Source organism: Bartonella sp. MR168JLCBS (assembly GCF_042194175.1).
This window is the reverse complement of record NZ_JBHIMP010000002.1, coordinates 126,231-144,185: the sequence shown is the minus strand read 5'-3', so window position 1 is coordinate 144,185 and position 17,955 is coordinate 126,231. Positions and strand designations below refer to the sequence as shown.

General features: G+C 33.3%; 15 protein-coding genes and 1 tRNA gene. 10 read left to right on the top strand and 6 right to left on the bottom strand.

Going from position 1 to position 17,955, the window contains the following annotated elements; all coding sequences use genetic code 11:
• The first annotated feature begins 2 nt into the window (after positions 1–2).
• From ACFIK8_RS02615 to ACFIK8_RS02605, 3 genes are all read left to right on the top strand, one after another.
• Entirely contained in the window at positions 3–599 is a 597-nt protein-coding gene (locus ACFIK8_RS02615) for a DUF1214 domain-containing protein (protein ID WP_375652894.1), read from the top strand.
• On the top strand, positions 592–1,131 hold the full coding sequence (locus ACFIK8_RS02610) for a hypothetical protein (protein ID WP_375661281.1): 540 nt from the start codon (positions 592–594) through the stop codon (positions 1,129–1,131). Before ACFIK8_RS02615 ends, ACFIK8_RS02610 begins: the two co-directional genes overlap by 8 nt.
• A 528-nt stretch (positions 1,132–1,659) precedes the next feature.
• Positions 1,660–2,445 carry a DUF1499 domain-containing protein gene (locus ACFIK8_RS02605; protein ID WP_375668941.1) on the top strand — a complete coding sequence of 262 codons (786 nt, stop codon included), beginning with the start codon at positions 1,660–1,662 and terminating at the stop codon, positions 2,443–2,445.
• Positions 2,446–3,565: 1,120 nt separating this feature from the next.
• On the opposite strand, the gene ACFIK8_RS02600 is transcribed toward ACFIK8_RS02605, so the two are convergent.
• Positions 3,566–3,694, bottom strand: coding sequence for a hypothetical protein (locus ACFIK8_RS02600; RefSeq protein ID WP_375668940.1), 129 nt, complete (start codon positions 3,692–3,694; stop codon positions 3,566–3,568).
• 233 nt (positions 3,695–3,927) lie between these two features.
• Between ACFIK8_RS02600 and ACFIK8_RS02595 the strand changes: the two genes are divergently transcribed.
• Positions 3,928–4,071 carry a hypothetical protein gene (locus tag ACFIK8_RS02595; RefSeq protein ID WP_375635744.1) on the top strand — a complete coding sequence of 48 codons (144 nt, stop codon included), beginning with the start codon at positions 3,928–3,930 and terminating at the stop codon, positions 4,069–4,071.
• Positions 4,072–5,658: 1,587 nt separating this feature from the next.
• Here ACFIK8_RS02595 and ACFIK8_RS02590 read toward each other — a convergent pair.
• The gene (locus tag ACFIK8_RS02590; protein ID WP_375635745.1) at positions 5,659–5,967 is read right to left on the bottom strand and encodes a hypothetical protein; all 309 of its coding nucleotides are present in this window, start codon (positions 5,965–5,967) and stop codon (positions 5,659–5,661) included.
• 299 nt (positions 5,968–6,266) lie between these two features.
• Here ACFIK8_RS02590 and ACFIK8_RS02585 point away from each other — a divergent pair, with 299 nt between their 5' ends.
• The 3 genes from ACFIK8_RS02585 to ACFIK8_RS02575 are packed head-to-tail and all read left to right on the top strand — an operon-like array spanning position 6,267 to position 9,713.
• Positions 6,267–7,934: a peptidase domain-containing ABC transporter gene (locus ACFIK8_RS02585; RefSeq protein WP_375635746.1), complete on the top strand. Its 1,668-nt coding sequence runs from the start codon at positions 6,267–6,269 to the stop codon at positions 7,932–7,934.
• Positions 7,924–9,249, top strand: coding sequence for an HlyD family type I secretion periplasmic adaptor subunit (locus ACFIK8_RS02580; RefSeq protein ID WP_375635747.1), 1,326 nt, complete (start codon positions 7,924–7,926; stop codon positions 9,247–9,249). The genes ACFIK8_RS02585 and ACFIK8_RS02580 overlap by 11 nt, the downstream gene beginning before the upstream one ends.
• Positions 9,249–9,713, top strand: a complete 465-nt coding sequence (locus tag ACFIK8_RS02575; RefSeq protein ID WP_375635748.1) for a toxin-activating lysine-acyltransferase — start codon at positions 9,249–9,251, stop codon at positions 9,711–9,713. Before ACFIK8_RS02580 ends, ACFIK8_RS02575 begins: the two co-directional genes overlap by 1 nt.
• A gap of 233 nt (positions 9,714–9,946) precedes the next feature.
• On the opposite strand, the gene ACFIK8_RS02570 is transcribed toward ACFIK8_RS02575, so the two are convergent.
• A tRNA-Gln gene (locus tag ACFIK8_RS02570) sits at positions 9,947–10,021 on the bottom strand.
• A gap of 894 nt (positions 10,022–10,915) precedes the next feature.
• Here ACFIK8_RS02570 and ACFIK8_RS02565 point away from each other — a divergent pair.
• The gene (locus tag ACFIK8_RS02565; protein ID WP_375635749.1) at positions 10,916–11,518 is read left to right on the top strand and encodes a superoxide dismutase; all 603 of its coding nucleotides are present in this window, start codon (positions 10,916–10,918) and stop codon (positions 11,516–11,518) included.
• A gap of 83 nt (positions 11,519–11,601) precedes the next feature.
• Here ACFIK8_RS02565 and ACFIK8_RS02560 read toward each other — a convergent pair whose 3' ends face one another.
• Complete coding sequence (locus ACFIK8_RS02560; RefSeq protein ID WP_375635750.1) at positions 11,602–13,695, bottom strand: S9 family peptidase; 2,094 nt, start codon at positions 13,693–13,695, stop codon at positions 11,602–11,604.
• Between the two features lie 854 nt (positions 13,696–14,549).
• Here ACFIK8_RS02560 and ACFIK8_RS02555 point away from each other — a divergent pair.
• Complete coding sequence (locus tag ACFIK8_RS02555; protein WP_012754848.1) at positions 14,550–14,987, top strand: MucR family transcriptional regulator; 438 nt, start codon at positions 14,550–14,552, stop codon at positions 14,985–14,987.
• A 98-nt stretch (positions 14,988–15,085) separates the two neighbouring features.
• Here the strand turns inward: ACFIK8_RS02555 and ACFIK8_RS02550 are convergent, their stop codons facing one another.
• Positions 15,086–15,496 (bottom strand): SufE family protein, encoded by a 411-nt coding sequence (locus ACFIK8_RS02550; protein WP_012754847.1) that lies wholly within the window; start codon positions 15,494–15,496, stop codon positions 15,086–15,088.
• Positions 15,497–15,662: 166 nt separating this feature from the next.
• Entirely contained in the window at positions 15,663–15,980 is a 318-nt protein-coding gene (locus ACFIK8_RS02545; RefSeq protein ID WP_375635751.1) for a DUF5330 domain-containing protein, read from the bottom strand.
• Positions 15,981–17,114: 1,134 nt separating this feature from the next.
• On the opposite strand from ACFIK8_RS02545, the gene ACFIK8_RS02540 reads away from it, so the two are divergent.
• The gene (locus tag ACFIK8_RS02540) at positions 17,115–17,939 is read left to right on the top strand and encodes a peptidoglycan-binding protein (protein WP_375635837.1); all 825 of its coding nucleotides are present in this window, start codon (positions 17,115–17,117) and stop codon (positions 17,937–17,939) included.
• The last annotated feature ends 16 nt before the right edge of the window (positions 17,940–17,955 follow it).

The window sequence follows — 17,955 nt, the reverse complement described above, 5'->3', positions numbered from 1 at the left end:
TAATGTTTTTTAATATCACCATTTTCTTTTTTATCTTCGCTTTTTCCATTTTATGTGGAAAACTAAGTGTCGATTATGTGCTCAATTCCTTTTCTCATTTTGAACGCTTTAGAATTGGAAAATGGAGTGCTTATCCAAAAATGGGAACCGCCAATATGGATCCCTATACCCGCGCCCGCACCGCTAAACAAGGCATTGTTTCACTCGGACGTACTGAAGGTATTCAATTCCAGATTTGGCAAGATAACCAAGGGCGTCCACTCCACTCTCGCTGTCATTATTTGCTCAAAGGAACCATCCCTGAAACCCGTCTTTTTACCCTTTATACAGCTGACAAATCCCTAAAGCCCTATACTTCATCCAAAGAAATACCTTTTGAACTCCATACGAACGCTGTTACTTATGAGCATGATGGCTCATTGCACATCAATATTTCACCTACACCGCAAGCCGGCAATTGGCTTGCAACAGTTAGTCAAAAAGAATTCGGGCTTATTCTTACCTTATACGATACCTCAATCATCTCTGCAACGGCATTACAAAAGCTTACAATGCCCTCAATAGAACAAATTCCATCAGGACAAATAAATTGTGACTAGATTCATTTATATCGCACTTCTTGCAATCATTGGCGCTATTATCGTTCATATTTGCGTTCTCTTTCTGATCCCCTATTGGGCACAAAATAATATATGGACAGCACTTAAAAAATCCGGAGCCCCTTATCAATTTGTTGCTTTTACTCCCGATAATCCTATTCAACAATCTGCTGATCCACTCTTTCTTCTTAAAGTCTGCAGATTTAATCTTGAAAATGGGCCTGTTCATTTAAAAGCTTTGAAAACACGACAATTTTGGTCACTCGCAGCCTACACACACAACGGAATTATTTTCTATAGCCTTAATGACCGAACAGCCCCTGATAATACACTCGATCTTATTATTGGAAAACCAATACAAATAATAGAACTCAAAAAATCAAAACCTAAAAAAAATGCCAATTCAGTTTTGGTTGCTAAAAATTTGAATGAAGGTTTTGTCATTTTACGTATTTTTGCCCCTTCTTCACTTGCAAAAAAGGAAAGTGAATTTTTCCTTTCATCTGCAACCTGCCGCATATTTTATGAATAAAAACGGACTAACCTCTCATTTGTACAACACCTTACTTTCTATACGAAATAAACGAATCCTATCCAAATGGTTATCTTTTTCCTCTATTAATCGAATATTCGAATTCAGGTTTGTCTGATTGTATATCCCTAAATTTTTATTGAGGTAGAATGAAATCTCTATTGCACATAATCATATCCTATTTGATACGCATTATCTGACAGAAAAAACTCCCCGCAATCAGAAGAGAAAAATCAAAATTCTAAATAAATATGCTGCTAACAACCGTAAAACTTGTTATTTGAGTTTATTTCTTTTTATTTACAAACATTCCCATAAAGTTCGCATCAATGACATGATAAACTATAGAAGAAATACTGATTACCTTCAATGAAGTGCCAAAATAATCGCTGGAAACTTATAAGACATTACGCATCCTTGACCTCAAAAATAAGTGCTTTATTTTTGTTTTATGAGCATAAGCTTTTTATAGGATATACACTCTGAAAAAACTTGGCTTATAGTTTACAATTGAGGGGAAAAAACTTCATGAAGAAGAGATATGTTCGGTTCGTTTCAAGAGCAGCAGTATGGTCCCCTCGATTTGGTGGATTGGCGTTCTTTATTTTATTATTTTCAGTCATTTTACAACGTTTTTCCGTCATTAACGTAACCGACTTCATAATTTTGATAGGTATCTCTACTGGCTGTGTGATTATTTCTCTTTTTCTTGCTGTAAAAGCACTTTACAGCTTATGGGTCTATGGAGCCCTAGGGGGAATGAAAGCTTTAAAAGGGATCATTTATTCATTAATAACTGCTACACCATTGATGTTATTTTTTGGACTTTGGTTTACATTACCGGCTCTTTACGATATTTCTACCGACACACAAAGCCCGCCAGCTTTTTTTCGCACAATACGTCCCAGCGATGCTTTACCGCTCAAAAGTGTATTGACTGAACAAGCAGCAATACAGATCTCACAATGGCCAGAAATGTCAGGGCGCCGTTATGATGGTTCACCTGATCGTATTCGCGAATCTGTTCTCAATGTTTTAGCAGCCTATGATTGGCCTGTTGTGGCACAACGAGAGTTTAAAGGTGAAGAAAATGCGCTTTATATTGAAACAATGGCAAAAACTTTTTACCTTGGTTTCATTTCAGACATTATCATTCGTTTAACTGATGAAGGAGATACTACTTTCGTTGATATGCGTTCTGCTTCTCGTTATTTGCCAAGAGATTTGGGGACAAATGCTGCTTTTATTATCGATTTTATGGATGCACTTGATACAGAAATCGCCTCATTTCCTCTTTCTGAAGATAATGAGTAGAGGCTAGAAGTATAGTAAGTTACATTTACTAAATTAGCTTATTTCAAAAATAAATTTTGAGACGTGCGGAAACGAACAAATCAGTTATCGTCTCTCGACGGCCATAAGCATTACTGACAAGTTCTTTGAACACCCAAAAGCAACTTATAGCCTCTTTTTAGCGCGTGACATATAGATAAAATATTTGAATTCAAATTCTAAACTTAAATACTATAATTGATTTTACATATATTTTTTATGCTCAGAAATCTCATCATAAAAGTAAGAAAGAAGACTTCTCTAATAAGGAAATTAAGCATTTCTTACAGGCTTATTTTTCCAATGAAAATAGAAAAATATATCTTCATCAAGAAAGATGAAATACATTTATCATAAAATATAACGCATATGTAATATAGTTACAGAAAAATCAACAATAAAATACACATAAATTCATCTGTATTTTATAATAAATGATTATTGCAATTTCATAAAGAAATTTTATAATAATAAAATAAAAATTATATATAATTACAAATAATATAAACTTATTTAAATGAAAATCATTTTTATAAAACATAATTTAAATATAAATACTAATATCTAATATATTTAAACGCAACATAAATAAAACAAAACGCCAAAAATAACAAAAATAAACCACTAAATGTCTTAATCGCTTCCTTTATACTATTTTTCCAACTGTCACCACTGTATCTATAAATTAATGAAAATGAAAATATAAAAATAAATATTGAAAATAAAATATCAAAAAGATTATTATATAAAGATAATAAATAATCATTTTTCATATAAATAACGTATACAAATAAAAACTGTTATAGAAAGTAATATAACAAATATAATGAACAAAAATGTGCTTAAAAACATTTTTTTCACAATTTCTTTGTTACTATAACCTTTAAATTTATACCGTAAAAACATTGCATAGAAAAATATAAAGAAAGCACATGTAGAAGATAATAATTCTGCAATAATACGAATAATATCACTCATAAAAAAATCCAAATTAAATATATAATTTTGTAAAATTATGTACCTAAACCTTCCTGTCAAGTTTGTAGATACATAATTATGCCTACAAGCTTGTTCATTTTAGAAATATCTGCTGATTTTTATATTAGCGATAACATCCATAGGCTGTATTTCCTATACCTGTAGCAAATCCTACTGCAGAGCCAACTCTTCCTCCTAACCATAAACCTTCCGCAGCGCCTATTGGTCCTCCAGTTACCCCCCATAACTCCACCAATTACCACTCCTATATTATGTCCCCTATGTCCCATTGAAAATCCTGCAGAGAGATAATCTCCAACGGTACACCCAGGTCGTGATCCACTGCTTGAAAAATTCATTGATGTAAAATTAGACCAACCATTAGAAAAACTAGTATCGTTCTCTTGGTTTACAAGAACAACAAAGAAATATATTTATTATGTCATCGAACTCAGTTGCGTTGCTGTTGTTTTGCAGTTGCTGGGCTTGGTAAATCCTTTTATTTTTCAAGCGATTATCGACCGCATTCTTCCTTTTCAGCGTATTGAAAGTCTCTATGCTATCGTTGTCTTGATGGTTTCTATCATGCTGTTTAGCACGGCTCTTAGCACTCTATCTGGCTACTTATGAGCTTATTTAGCCAATCGGCTTACGCTAGAATTTGGACGGCGCATTTACACCCATCTTTTAAGTCTCTCTTTGCCCACTTTACGCCATTGGCAAGTGGGGAAACTGTTGTCACGTATTGGAGAAGTTGATACAATTTGTGTTTTTTAAGAAAAAACTCTGTAAAAAATATATTTAGCAAATTTCATTATAAACTTATAGCTACATAAATTTATAGATACGCAAATAATCTATAACAAAAAATAGAATTCTCATATAAAATTTTGTTTTTTATATCTCTTTTTAACTAAGGCAACTCATTTTTTGAAATGTAAAATTCTACATAGATATAAAACAATTAATAAAAATAAATCTTATTTAAACTGATAAAAAACATATCATATATCATAATATTTTAATTTAAAATAATTTATCTATTTTACGAATGATTTTATATATATAGAAATATAGACAGAAATTGAGAATGCTATAAATAATAAACTTAACTCAATTAAATATGATTTTATATATTTTTTCCAACTTCTGAATCTAAGTATATAAGAAAAAATTTTAAAAAAAACAAATAATACTTATTAAAACTAACACAGTTTTAATAATTTCTAAAGTATCCATAATAAGAAAGTCCAAAAATATAATATATTTATCTATAATATAGATATATTATAATAATAATTAATGTAATAAAAGAAGTTATGGCCATAAATATTAAAAATAACTTAACTAATGATAATAGTTTTTTCTTAGTTTCTTTTTTACTGTATCCTTTAGATTCAAAATACAAAATAATTAAGAATATAACAGTAAAAACGATAAGAATTGAACGCAATATTTCTAAAATAAAGTTAATAAAATCTATCCACATCAATAATATCCACCATAACAATTAGAAACTAAAATATACAGATATTTCAATAAAATCTATTGACAACACCGTATTGACTCTTATAAAGCTTTCATTATACGATTTTTACAGTTGAAAAAGTAGGAATACTGTTAATAATTATGAAATAATTGATACTAATTAAACAAATAATAAAGTCCAAAATATATTATACAGTATGTAATAATGATAACTGATCCTAATTTTATAGACTGCCACCAAGTAGGAAAATTTAATTTATAAAAATATATACTTAAAAGTACAAAAATATTTGTTGCAAACAATGCGTTTTTAACAATAAAAGTAATATCAGTTATAATATTTCCATTAAAATATATTTTAAAAAATAATATATATATATAAAATATTTTATAATCTTTATTAAGTAACCCCATTAAATAAAAATTAACGAAATAAAACAACATAAAGAATAATATAAAAAATGAAATTACTCTTATTAATGATTTTTGTATAATGTTATTTTTAATATACGACTTAGATCCATAATATAATTTAAATAAAGATATAAATATAACTATAGAGCTTAATGATAAAAATAAATTATTAATAATATTTAACTTATCCATAACACTTAAAATTTCTTAATTAAAATATATATTATTTTATCAGTGATATGTAGACATGTTTACTGATAACATGTCTACAATATTATCATAAATTTAGATATATATTGCTAAATATTTCATAATTTACCGGAAACAAAGATAAGTATGATGTATAGCTCCCACGCCTGCTCCTAATAAAGAGCCACTGAGAGCACCGCCTGCTGCACCTACTACAGAACCTGCTGCAGCCAACGGAAGGATCGTCGCTGCACCTATACCGGCTGTTCCAACTGTCGCAGCTGTTCCTGCGACTGCTCCAAGCACAGATCCTCCAGCTGCCCCAACAACTGTGCCTACCTCTCCTCCTACTGTTCCTGTTGTTTTTATTTCGTTCCAATAACCCGAAGGGCTACATGAAAGCTTCGAGTCATGTGACGAGCTTGAACTAGCCATTTTTAGTCTCCTTTTAATTATTAAAAATAACTGTATCAAAATGATGCAGTGACAATTTCATTATTGTGCTGTTTAAAAAATATCAAATATAATTTGTATAAATAACAATAAAAATACTGTATAAACAATAAATACATTTTGTTTATATTATATTCACACAAAATGTATATTTTGTATAAATATAATACTATTTACATTCACACAAAATGTATATTTTGTATAAATATAATACTATTTACAATACTGTTTAAATATGCGACATCCATCGCTCTTTCTCTTAAACAAAATCATAAATTCAAATGAGTCATTCACAAGAAAAACTAGTATCATTCTCTTGGTTTACAAGAACAACAAAGAAATATATCTATTATGTTATCGAACTCAGTTGCGTTGCTGTTGTTTTGCGTTTGCTGGGCTTGGTGAATCCTTTTATTTTTCAAGCGATTATCGACCGTATTCTCCCTTTTCAGCGTATTGAAAGTCTCTATGCTATCGTTGTCTTGATGGTTGCTATCATGCTGTTTAGCACAGCTCTTAGCACTCTATCAGGCTACTTAGGAGCTTATTTAGCCAATCGGCTTACGCTAGAATTTGGACGGCGCATTTACACCCATGTGTTAAGCCTTTCCTTGCCCACTTTACGCACTTGGCAAGTGGGGGAACTGTTCACGCGAATCGGAGAGGTTGATACAATTCGCGGTTTTCTAACAGGAACCATCGCCACAACTGTTCTAAATGTTCTGTTCGCAATCATTTATCTTGCGGCACTCTTTTCCATTAGTCCGAAACTGACCTTTATTGTCCTTATCATTTTACCCTTGCAAATGGGCTCTTTAGCGCTAGTCGGTCCCTTCTTGCGCCGCCAATTACGCCGTGCTTTCACTCTGCAAGCTGCCCATCAATCGCGCCTCATTGAAAGTTTTACCAATCTTGAAGCCATAAAAGCGCATGTAAAGGAGCCAGCCCATACAATACGCATGCAAGAAACTTTAGCCCGTAGTTTAGATCAAAGCCTTACAACCAGTAAATTGCATCTTCTCAATGGAGCCATGAGCCATATTTTTGGTGATCTTTTCACTATTTTTATTATCTTTTTTGGTGCTCAGGCAGTTCTTCAAAACCAGATTACGCTAGGGCAACTTATTGCCTTTCATCTCCTCGCTGGAAATGTTTCTGGTCCTATCTTAAGCCTTGCATCCCTATGGGAAGAATGGCAGCATTTGAAAATCTCTCGTCTTCGTTTGGGCGATATTCTTAACTCCCCTTCAGAATGGGAAGAAGAAAAGCCGCCTCTTCAACTCAGCGCTCCTCCTCATCTTGAAGCCAAGGATCTCTGTTTTTCTTATGGAGATAAGTCCATTATCAATCATCTTGATGTCTGTTTACAACCTAGGCAACCGATTATGTTACTTGGTCCTTCAGGGTGCGGAAAAACAACCTTGGCGAAGCTCCTTTGTGGGCTCTACCCCCCAACAAGCGGAAAGATATTGATTAACGCACAACCTTTACAGAATTTTGATGTCCGTAGCGTGCGTGAAACAATTGCGTATTTTCCTCAAAATCCTTGCCTTTTTTCCGGAACCATTCTTGAGAATATGCTTCTTGCCAAACCAGATGCCACTAAAGATGAAATCGACGCTGCACTATATGTTAGTGCTTGCCATGATTTGATTGCTCAGTTGCCTTTAGGACTTAATACTCAAGTAGGAGAGCAAGGTGGTTTTTTATCAGGTGGTCAGCGCCAACGCTTGGCTTTGGCTTGTTTCTTTCTGATAAACCCAAGCCTTCTTATTTTGGATGAACCTACTTCCGCATTGGATGACACTGTCAGTGCACAAATTGTTGAGCATTTATATAAACTTTCGCAAGAACGTATTGTTCTTGTTATTACCCACAAAAGTGACCTCTTTCCTCAGCATGCAACCGTCTTAAACTTTACTGATTTGGAGGCAAAAAATGGCAGATAAAGCTCCCTATTTGCGCCCTTTGTCACCAACGCTTCATATGGTTGTTGCTGTTTTAATTGCTTTATTTCTCTTTATTGTGATCGGCAGCTTTATCGCAAAAACAGAGATTGTTGCACGGGGGCAAGGAAGTGTTATTCCCACCGCTTACGTTCAGCTGGTCCAAGCGCAAAATACAGGACGCATTGAGAAAATTCTTGTAAAAGAAGGGCAATTTGTTCATCAAGGCGATCTCCTTATTCAATTAGATCCCCGTGAAGCCCTCAATGAGTGTGCACGTGTTCAAGCAGATATCGCGCAACAAACCCTTCAAGCACAAATTGCAACAGCTATTTTAACAGCTTTGCATGAAAGTGATCCTTTGGATGAAGATTTTGTGACCAAAGGGCTTGCCTATCTGCCAGCTCCTCCTTCTGGCAATCAGACTGCAAGAATAGAAGGGGAAAAACTCATTAGCGCTACCCTTCAATCTCTCCAAGATAAATTAAGAGCGCTAAAAGCACAAGCGGACCGCGTCGAGCGCAGCGGTGCAACACAACATGCGCAATTAGATAGGTTGGAAGATGATCGTCAATTAAGCCAAGGAAAATTAAAAGCTGCAAAAAGCCTGATGGAAACAAAAGTCATTAGCCAAGCCGTTTATTTAGAGCGTTTACATGACTTTAAAAATGTCGAGCATGAAATTTTAACCAATCAAAGACGTTTGGAAGAAAATGCCGCCGAAATAAACACCCTCCGCCAACAACGGAAAAGTCTCATTTCCGATGAAATCGCCCGCTATCGCCAACTTTCGCGTGAAACAGAACTGAATCTTCAAGGATTAAAAGCAAAGCTTGATAGCACTCAATACCATCTTGACCACTTATCACTTTATGCACCTGTTGATGGACGTATCGATGATTTAAGTATCCATACTTTGGGCGGCTTTGTAGAGGCTGGAAAAACTCTTATGCGTATTGTCCCTGGTGCGGGTGGTCTCATTATTGAAGCATTTTTTGATAATCGAGATATTGGTTTTTTAGAAAAGGGCCAACGTGCTTACATCAAGTTTTCTGCCTTTCCGCCTGAACGTTTCGGTGTTATCCACGGTACAGTCGTTAATGTAGGCGCTACAGCACGCTATGATAAAGAAATTAATGGTGTCTATGCTGTTTTAATCAAAATTGACCAAGATCACATCACTTTGAATAACAAACATCTTAAATTTATCCCTGGCATGACTGTGACAACGGATGTCATTACCTCAAAACGGCGTCTCATTTCTTATTTCTTTGAACCTATCACCAAAATTTTAGAACAGTCCCTAAAGGAAAGATAATGTCTGTAAATGAAAATTCATCACCTTCACTCATAGATCCTCTTACAGCGTTAGGAGCTATGGTTGTTTTAATGCTTACATCTCCCTTATACCGCCGCTGGCGAATCTGGGATATAGACCGAAATTTAGGACCAGCTTTACAAACTGGGCAATATAAACTCTATAAAAATGAACGTGGAGAATTTTGCGCCTTTATCACTTGGGCTTTTTTAGATGAAAAAAATCATCAATCTATGCTTGAAAAGGGAGAGCTTTTGTCCGATGCGGATTGGCAAGGCGGAGAATATATGTGGTTTATTGATTGTGTGGCACCCTATGGACATGCTGCTGGTATGGTACGTGACATGCAGCGGCATGTGTTTCCTAATCAGCATTATTGCTACGCTGTTCGGCGTAATGAAGATGGTGGAATACGGAAAATCACCCGCTGGTGTTGCTATAGAGCACAAAATCCAGTCAAATAGTTTTTCTAAAGCAAGTGCGCATAAATCATTTATCCCTCGTCTTATAGAAAAGAATCTTTTAAAAGAGCTCTTTGAGCGATAGCTATAGTAAAAGAAAACCTTACCATATTTAGAGCTAACCCGCTACAAATGGGTATTTTTCAGCTTACCATACTTGCTATGAATAGCAACAGATGGTTAAGGGGGTAATCCACTCTCTCAAGCTGAAATTTGATAACTAATTTCACCAGAATTGGCTGGGGTACCTGGATTCGAACCAGGGAATGCCGGTACCAAAAACCGGTGCCTTACCGCTTGGCTATACCCCAAAAAAACACGCTTTATAGCGACTCTTGCACCTTATAGCGATTCCTGTGATTGGACGCAATATCTGAAAATCAAAGACCTTACTTTTTTATCATAAAGTGCCTGATTTATCATAAAGTGCCTGAGTCTTGTATGGCATTGCATCAATACAAATTCGTAGCAGAAATTGATATACTGTTGTACTTTTAACACAAATAGAAAACATTTATCCACCAATAATTATTTTGCTCTTTGTATTGATTTTTTAGGAACAGAAAATGAAAATCTTGTAGTTTACTCATGTATCTAATAAATTAGCATATGATTTACTTTTCTTGATATATTCCAATCTCATCTTGCTTCATTAAGATAAAAGCTGTCACCATATTGGAAACTGGTAAAGTGTGTGATAGTTGCTGTGCTCTTTCATTAAGCGTAAAGATGATAATGTCCACTGGTTTTTACATTATATTATTCATGAGTAGCGCCATAAAATGAAATCAAGCACATTGAAAAATATCTCCTAAAAATAACACTTAAATATTCTATTGCAAACACTATGACACACCTAATAGGTTAGAAGAATTTTGCAAAAATTAAAAATATTTTATCTGGCATTTGAAAAAATAAAGATATAAGAACAAGGGATAATAGCTATTTCTATTTACTTTTTATTCAAAAGATAATGATATTTTTATCGGTTCATAGATGTAAAAAAATCTTCAGAAACAATCTTTATATAGACTAATGCCTTTTTTGATTGATTAGCATACATTTCCTAAAAGCTCCTTTTACAAAAAGAGAGATATTAAAATTAATTTCACACAAATAGGTATTCAACATTTGCTTTTCAATTCTGTAAATGGCAAATTAGACTTATGAAATAAGCTTAACAATTAGAATCGAGGAGATTTTTAATGGCTTTTGAATTGCCCCCGTTGCCTTATGATTACGATGCCCTTTCACCTTATATGTCACGCGAAACGCTTGAATATCATCATGATAAGCATCACCTCGCTTATCTTAACAATACCAATAATTTTGTGAAAGAGTTAGGCTTAGAAAATGAAAGCCTTGAAGATATTGTTAAAAAAAGTTTTGGAAAAAATATTGGTTTGTTTAATAATGCAGCACAGTATTACAATCATAACCACTTTTGGCTTTGGATGAAAAAAGATGGGGGTGGCCAAAAACTTCCTGAAAAGTTAGCAAAAGCTATTGACACTGATCTAGGTGGTTACGACAAATTCCGCGCTGATTTTATTGCTGCTGCTAGTGCCCAATTTGGTTCTGGATGGGCATGGGTTGCTGTTAAAGATGGCAAGCTTGAAATTATGAAAACACCTAATGGCGAAAATCCCTTAATTCACAATGCTCGACCTATTTTGGGTGTCGATGTGTGGGAACATTCCTATTACATTGATTATCGCAATGCTCGACCGAAGTACCTCGAATCCTTTGTAGACCATTTAATTAATTGGGACTATGTTTTGAAACTTTATGAAGAATGTGAATTTTAAGCTATCTAGATAATTTTTTTAGTGTATGAAAGTCCCTATAATCCAATAAATTATCGGGGACTTTCAAACAAAGATATTATGGATTAGCAACAGCCTTTTCCTGCTATCTTGAGAATATATGCATAGATATAGGCAACTTCTTCTAGCTTTGAAAAACGTCCAGCTGCACCAGCGTGCCCCGAATCCATATTAATACGTAATAAAATTGCATTATCGTCTGTTTTTAAGTCTCGTAATTTTGCCACCCATTTTGCAGGCTCCCAGTAAGTTACACGAGGATCTGTTAATCCTGCCATCACAAGTATAGGGGGATAGTTTTGAGCTTTGACATTATCGTAGGGTGAATAGGAAGCAATAAGCTTATAATCTTCTTCTGATTCAAGAGGATTCCCCCATTCGGCCCATTCTGGAGGTGTGAGTGGCAATGAAGCATCTAACATTGTCGCTAAGACATCAACAAAAGGCACATTCGCTACGATTCCAGCAAAATCCTGTGGAGCTATATTGGCAATGGCTCCCATCAACATCCCCCCTGCTGAACCACCATAAGCAATAAGCCGGTCGTGAGAAGTGAATTTATTGTTTACAAGGTAACGTCCACAAGCAATAAAATCTGTAAATGTATTGTGCTTAAAGAGATGTTTTCCTTTCTCATACCATTCTACTCCCTTTTCTTTTCCTCCGCGAATATGAGCAATCGCGTAAATAAAACCTCTGTTTACTAGAGAAAGTACATTACTATTGAAACTGGCAGGAATAGAGATCCCATAAGCACCATAACCGTAAAGAAGACAAGGCGCACCACCATCAAGAGGAGTGTTTTCGTGATAAAAAAGTGAAATAGGAATCTTCTCACCATCGTCTGCTATTGCTGTAATACGTCGTGTTACATATGCATCTTTATTATGCCCAGAGGGAATTATTTGCGTTTTTAAAAGCATTCGTTTACGACTTTTCATCTCATAATCAAACACTTGATCAGGTGTTGTCATAGACGAATAGGAAAAACGAATAGTTGGACTGTTATATTCTGCAACCCCTTGTAGACCTAAAGAATAAGCCTCTTCAGTAAAAGCAATGGAATTAACTTTTTTAGTGGTACGTTCCATTACTTTTATACGTGGAAGCCCCTCAAAACGTTCGATCCAGACAAGAAAATCTTGATAAGCATCATGGGATAATATTAGGCACCCAAGCTGATGTGGGACAAACTCAGACCAATTTTCTGATTGTGGAGATGTATATGGCGCTACCATAATTTTGAAATCTTTTGCATTATCTAGATTGGTCAGAATATAAAAGACATCACCACCTTCTGTAAGTGAATATTCAATACCTTTTTGTCGTTTCCGTACACATTGGGGAGTAGTAAAAGGCGCCTCAGCAGGAATCAACCAGATCTCTGATGTTTCATGATCATGAATATTAATATAAATAATATCATTAAGCTTAGAGCCGCTTACATCTAAGAAAAAACCTGGATTGTCTTCGCGAAAAATAAGCTTATCTTGTGATTGATCAGTGTTTAATCGGTGATAATAGAGCTCTGAAGGTCGGTGATTTTTATCCATTTTAGTATAGAAAAAACCTTCAGATCTAGCATCCCATACAATTTGACCAGATGTATCAGTAATTGTATCCATACAGTCAGACAATGTCTCAAAATTACGAATTTTAGCTGTATAGAATTCTGATCCTTTGTCATCATAGGTCCATACCACATGTGTATGGTCAGGAGATTCTTGAACTGAACCAAATTTGAAATATTCTTTGCCTTCTGCCAAGACATCACCGTTAAGGTAAACGGTTTTTTCTCCGCCATTCCTTGGTGTCCGAAAATAATGCGGTTGTTGACCTCCGGTAACATAAGAGAATCCGTAAGCAAAAGGACCATGTTTTATAGGAACAGAACTATCATTCTCTTGGATCCTGTTTTTCATTTCGGTAAAAAGCAAATCTCGTAATGGTTTTGTATCAGCCATTTGAGCTGATTGATAAGCATTTTCTTTTTCAAGATAATGTCGAATATTTGGATCAAGACAGTTAGGATTTTTAAAAACATCTTGCCAGTTAGACGCACGTAGCCAATGATAGGGATCATCACGAAAAATACCATGATATATTTCCTTATGAGTGATTCTAAATGCTTTGGGAGGAATTGCAAAAGTGCGGGTCATACACAATCCTATATTAAAATATGTTAGCAGCTTCGTTTATATGTTAGAATCATAATTATTGATGCAAGTGTAAAAATCTATAAGTTCTATTCACTTGTAAAAATAGCGCCATGATAATTTTTAAAACTAATACCTTTCTGTCCATTACATATCACAGCTATTGTTTTCTAGGGATATAATACCACTTTTATAATGAAAGTGATTGGTAAGACAATTAAACTATGAGAAAAAGAATTGATTTTTTTTGAAACAGTATAATATTATAATTTTATAGAAATTAATAACTATATTTAAAGTATTTTTATTAATGTATAAAACATAAAAATATTCTATGTCGTTTTAATGAATAGTTTTATATTATAAGTAATGCTATTGTGTCTTATTTATAATATAGTACGTTATTTATTATTAAATTTAATAAATATAAATAATAAAAATAAATTTAAAATTTAGAAAAATAAAATTACTAAATTATAAGTATTCAAAATAAAAAATACTAATTTATATATTATATTTTTATAATTAGTAATTTTATTTTTACGTTCTCAAAAAAAATAAATAAATTTTATCCTATATTTTTTTATATTTGTGATGTATTGTATGTTATGTATGATATGTTATAGGATAAAAATATATTTTAGCATGTAATAATTTCGTTTTTCTTATTTTATATTATGACAAAAAAGAGGTATTTATTTGATTTTTTTGTGTTTTGGCAATTTTATAGAATAATTGAATTGACAAAAAAGATTTTTGTACAATATGAAGCTCATGTGCATGAGATCTTTATATCATGAGTATATGCACTATATCTCGATTTTGAATTACTCAATTTTAAATTAAAGGAAACAAGAATGGAACATCGTGCAGTCTTAGAGACTGAAAGCAATTTAGTTATTACATTGGTTGCTGATATTGTTGCTGCCTACGTGAGTAATAATTCTATTCGACCGACTGAAGTGCCAAGTTTAATTGCTGATGTCCATGCTGCTTTTCGTAAAGCAGGGAATTTAGAGTTAACAGAAGTCGAAGTTGAAAAACAAAGGCCTGCCGTTAATCCAAAGCGTTCAGTATTTCCTGATTATCTCATTTGCCTTGAAGATGGGAAAAAATTTAAATCTCTAAAGCGTCATCTCATGACACATTATGGAATGTTGCCAGAGGAGTATCGTGAAAAATGGCAGTTAGATAGTTCTTATCCTATGGTGGCGCCTAATTATGCAAAAACACGATCAGCTTTGGCCAAAGAAATGGGTCTTGGACGCAAAAGTAAACGGAAAAAAACTAAATAATCTTATTTTGCGAAAAAATGGTTTCGTGTATAAATTTGATTTCAGTATACATGTTTTGTGTGAAGCTTTTGTATATATAGCAATTTCTATCAAGGGGATTATACATAGCTTTCGTTACGAATCCGTTTAATCATTGATTTCAGACCATTTGATCGTTGTGGTGTAAGATTTTCATTTAAACCAAGTTTTTCAAAGAGCTCTTGAGCATCGGAATTGCGAATTTCAGAAGCTTTTTTGCCTGAATAAAAAGCAAGAAGTATGTAAATGAGTCCACGCACAATATGAGCATCGGAATCACCTTGAAACGTCAATATTGGATCTTCTGAGTTATTACGTGAAGATAAAAGCCACACTTGGCTAACACAACCAGGAACTTTGTGAGCATCGTTTCGAGCGCTTTCCGGAAAAGGTGGCAATTCATGGCCAAGCTCAATGACATAACGATAACGGTCTTCCCAATTATCCAAAAGCGAAAAGTTCTCTATGATATTACCGATTGTTTCCGCCATTATTTTAGTCCTGTTTTGTTTGAATAATCATTCTTAAATACACTTATAAAAAATAAATATTTATTCTTCCTAACATAAATAACACGAAGAACGTTAAAAATCCTTATTTCAAGATAACATTGTATGGTTTTGTAAGAACTCTTGTATTGCGATTTTGCAAGAAACATTAAGGGAAATCTCTGATATTATTGTTGTTCCCTAATATGTTGCCTAAATATTCATAAGCAGCTCTTGCACCGTAATATGCGCGTTCACCAAGTGAACTTAAAAATGATTTTCCTACTTTGCAGGTTTCTATATTACGGTCACAAAATGCTCCTAGGTCATTTAAAGCTTCTTTAAATGACCTAATCACATCGCTCGTTGTTGTCTCATTATTTTTGGGGCTAAAAGAATAGTCACTGGTTGGATTTGCTACAAAAAATGAAATAATGACAAAAATAAAAAATAAAAAAAATGATAATTTGATTAAAAAACGTATCATGGGCAATCAATGTACCGCAGTGGTAAATACAATAAAAGAAACATTTTATACACTGTTTCTTTATAAACAATTTATAAAATTTGTTTTTTATAAAATTGAGTATTCATTTATTGGATCTATATCATTGGCTTTTTTATAAATATGGCACAATGCCGCTGTATAAAATGGGATACATTGTCTATTCAGTAAAAATTTAACATCCCAATTATACACTTACAGGCTGATCATATTAATGAACATACCATGATAAAAAATGAGAGATATAACCATGATCGTGCATAAGAGTTAAGAAATGTACCCCCCACATTTATAATCTTTTATTCCACAAGAAAGTGTAGCAATGAGATAAGGATTAAACACAGAGTCCAATTTCTTTTCCATATTGTGTACATACTTATTTTAAATAATAGTTCATCATCTTAGCTTAGTTGAAAAGACTAAAAAGAGTCAGACTCTGTTATTCTGACTCTAGTAGTGATAAAATATTTATATTATCTATAAAATTTTTACTAGAACATCACCAACATGATCAATATGTCGATCAAAAGATCAAACAATAGCTTCATCTCTTATAACTCCATCTCAAGATCTCAAGACAAGTTTTTCTATAACATTGTAAACATCAATTTAATTGATACAAAAGTAGCTCCACCAAAATATAATAACCTTAAGAGACCAGTATTCTCACCAAACCGTTTACAGAAAAGTAACCCTATATATGTAAATTGTAAAGAATATAATGACTCTTATCTTTTTAACGTTATAGAAAAATAGTCTCTAACTTGTTTTTAAATGATAGGCAAACATCTGCGCCAAAAATGAAGAATAACGTGATATTATTATTGAGATGATTATATGTGATAATGCAGTTTGCAAACACTAAAATGCTCTTGAACGTTAATCATTCGATGTTCTCTTTATACATATTGAAAGATTTGTAAAATCTGAAATTAATAAAAATTGATAAGAGCTCTTGTTGATTGATCAACTTATACATTGATAGAATGAAGCTGCTTATTCTAGGAGTTTGAAAGGAAAAAACAATAATGTAAATGCATTTCTCTCTAGCGAAAAGTAAGAACTAATTTGCATTCGTTTCTTTGTGAAACATAAACGCAACTGAAAATAAAAATGATGACAACAAAACGAAAGACGACCCGAAAAAAAACTGTAAAACACCGTAAATACTATAGTAGTATTGTTATAACACTTCTTCTTATAATTTTTCATTTTATTTTTTGGATAGCAAAAACTCTTTATTTCTATACACGAAAAAATACTTTATTTTTTGTTGGATCTCTTCTTTTTAGCATTAGTTTTTTATTTATTTCATTTAATGCTTTATTTTCGCAAATGACAACGCATCAAAATATTTTAACTCAAATGAAATTTTCCTCCGTTCAAAGTATAGGGAAGAGCTCTACTTTATTGGAAAAAGAAGCAAAATCACAAGAACTCTCTCGTGTAACTTCTCTACATTCTCCAAGTCATCACCATACAAATTCACCTTTACCTCCTCAATCAGCAAGCATTCTGGAAAAGCAAAAAGAACTAGTAAAATTAGGACTTTATGATGGACCTTTAGATGGACTGGAAGGACCTAAAACACGCCGAGCTATCACTTTATGGAAACAACAAACTGCTCAGAGAATGCAAAAGAATGCTCTATCTAATCCCACAACAGATGAAATTGCGATATTAATTAAGCAGAGCGAAATAGAAACAAAAAATATGACGCACTTAAAAGAAGCTATTTCAGAGCCTTCTGTCGAAGATATTATACAAGTGCAAAAAGCTTTACATATTTTTGGGAATGAAGAGGTTATTGTCACAGGAATAGAAGATCAAAAGACGATAGAAGCCTTAAAACAGTTTCAAAAAATGTTTGATCTTCCTGTAACAGGTAAAATTAATCACACAATTTTAATGAAAATGCGCGAAATTGGTTTATTAAATTGAGGCTAATCATCTATAC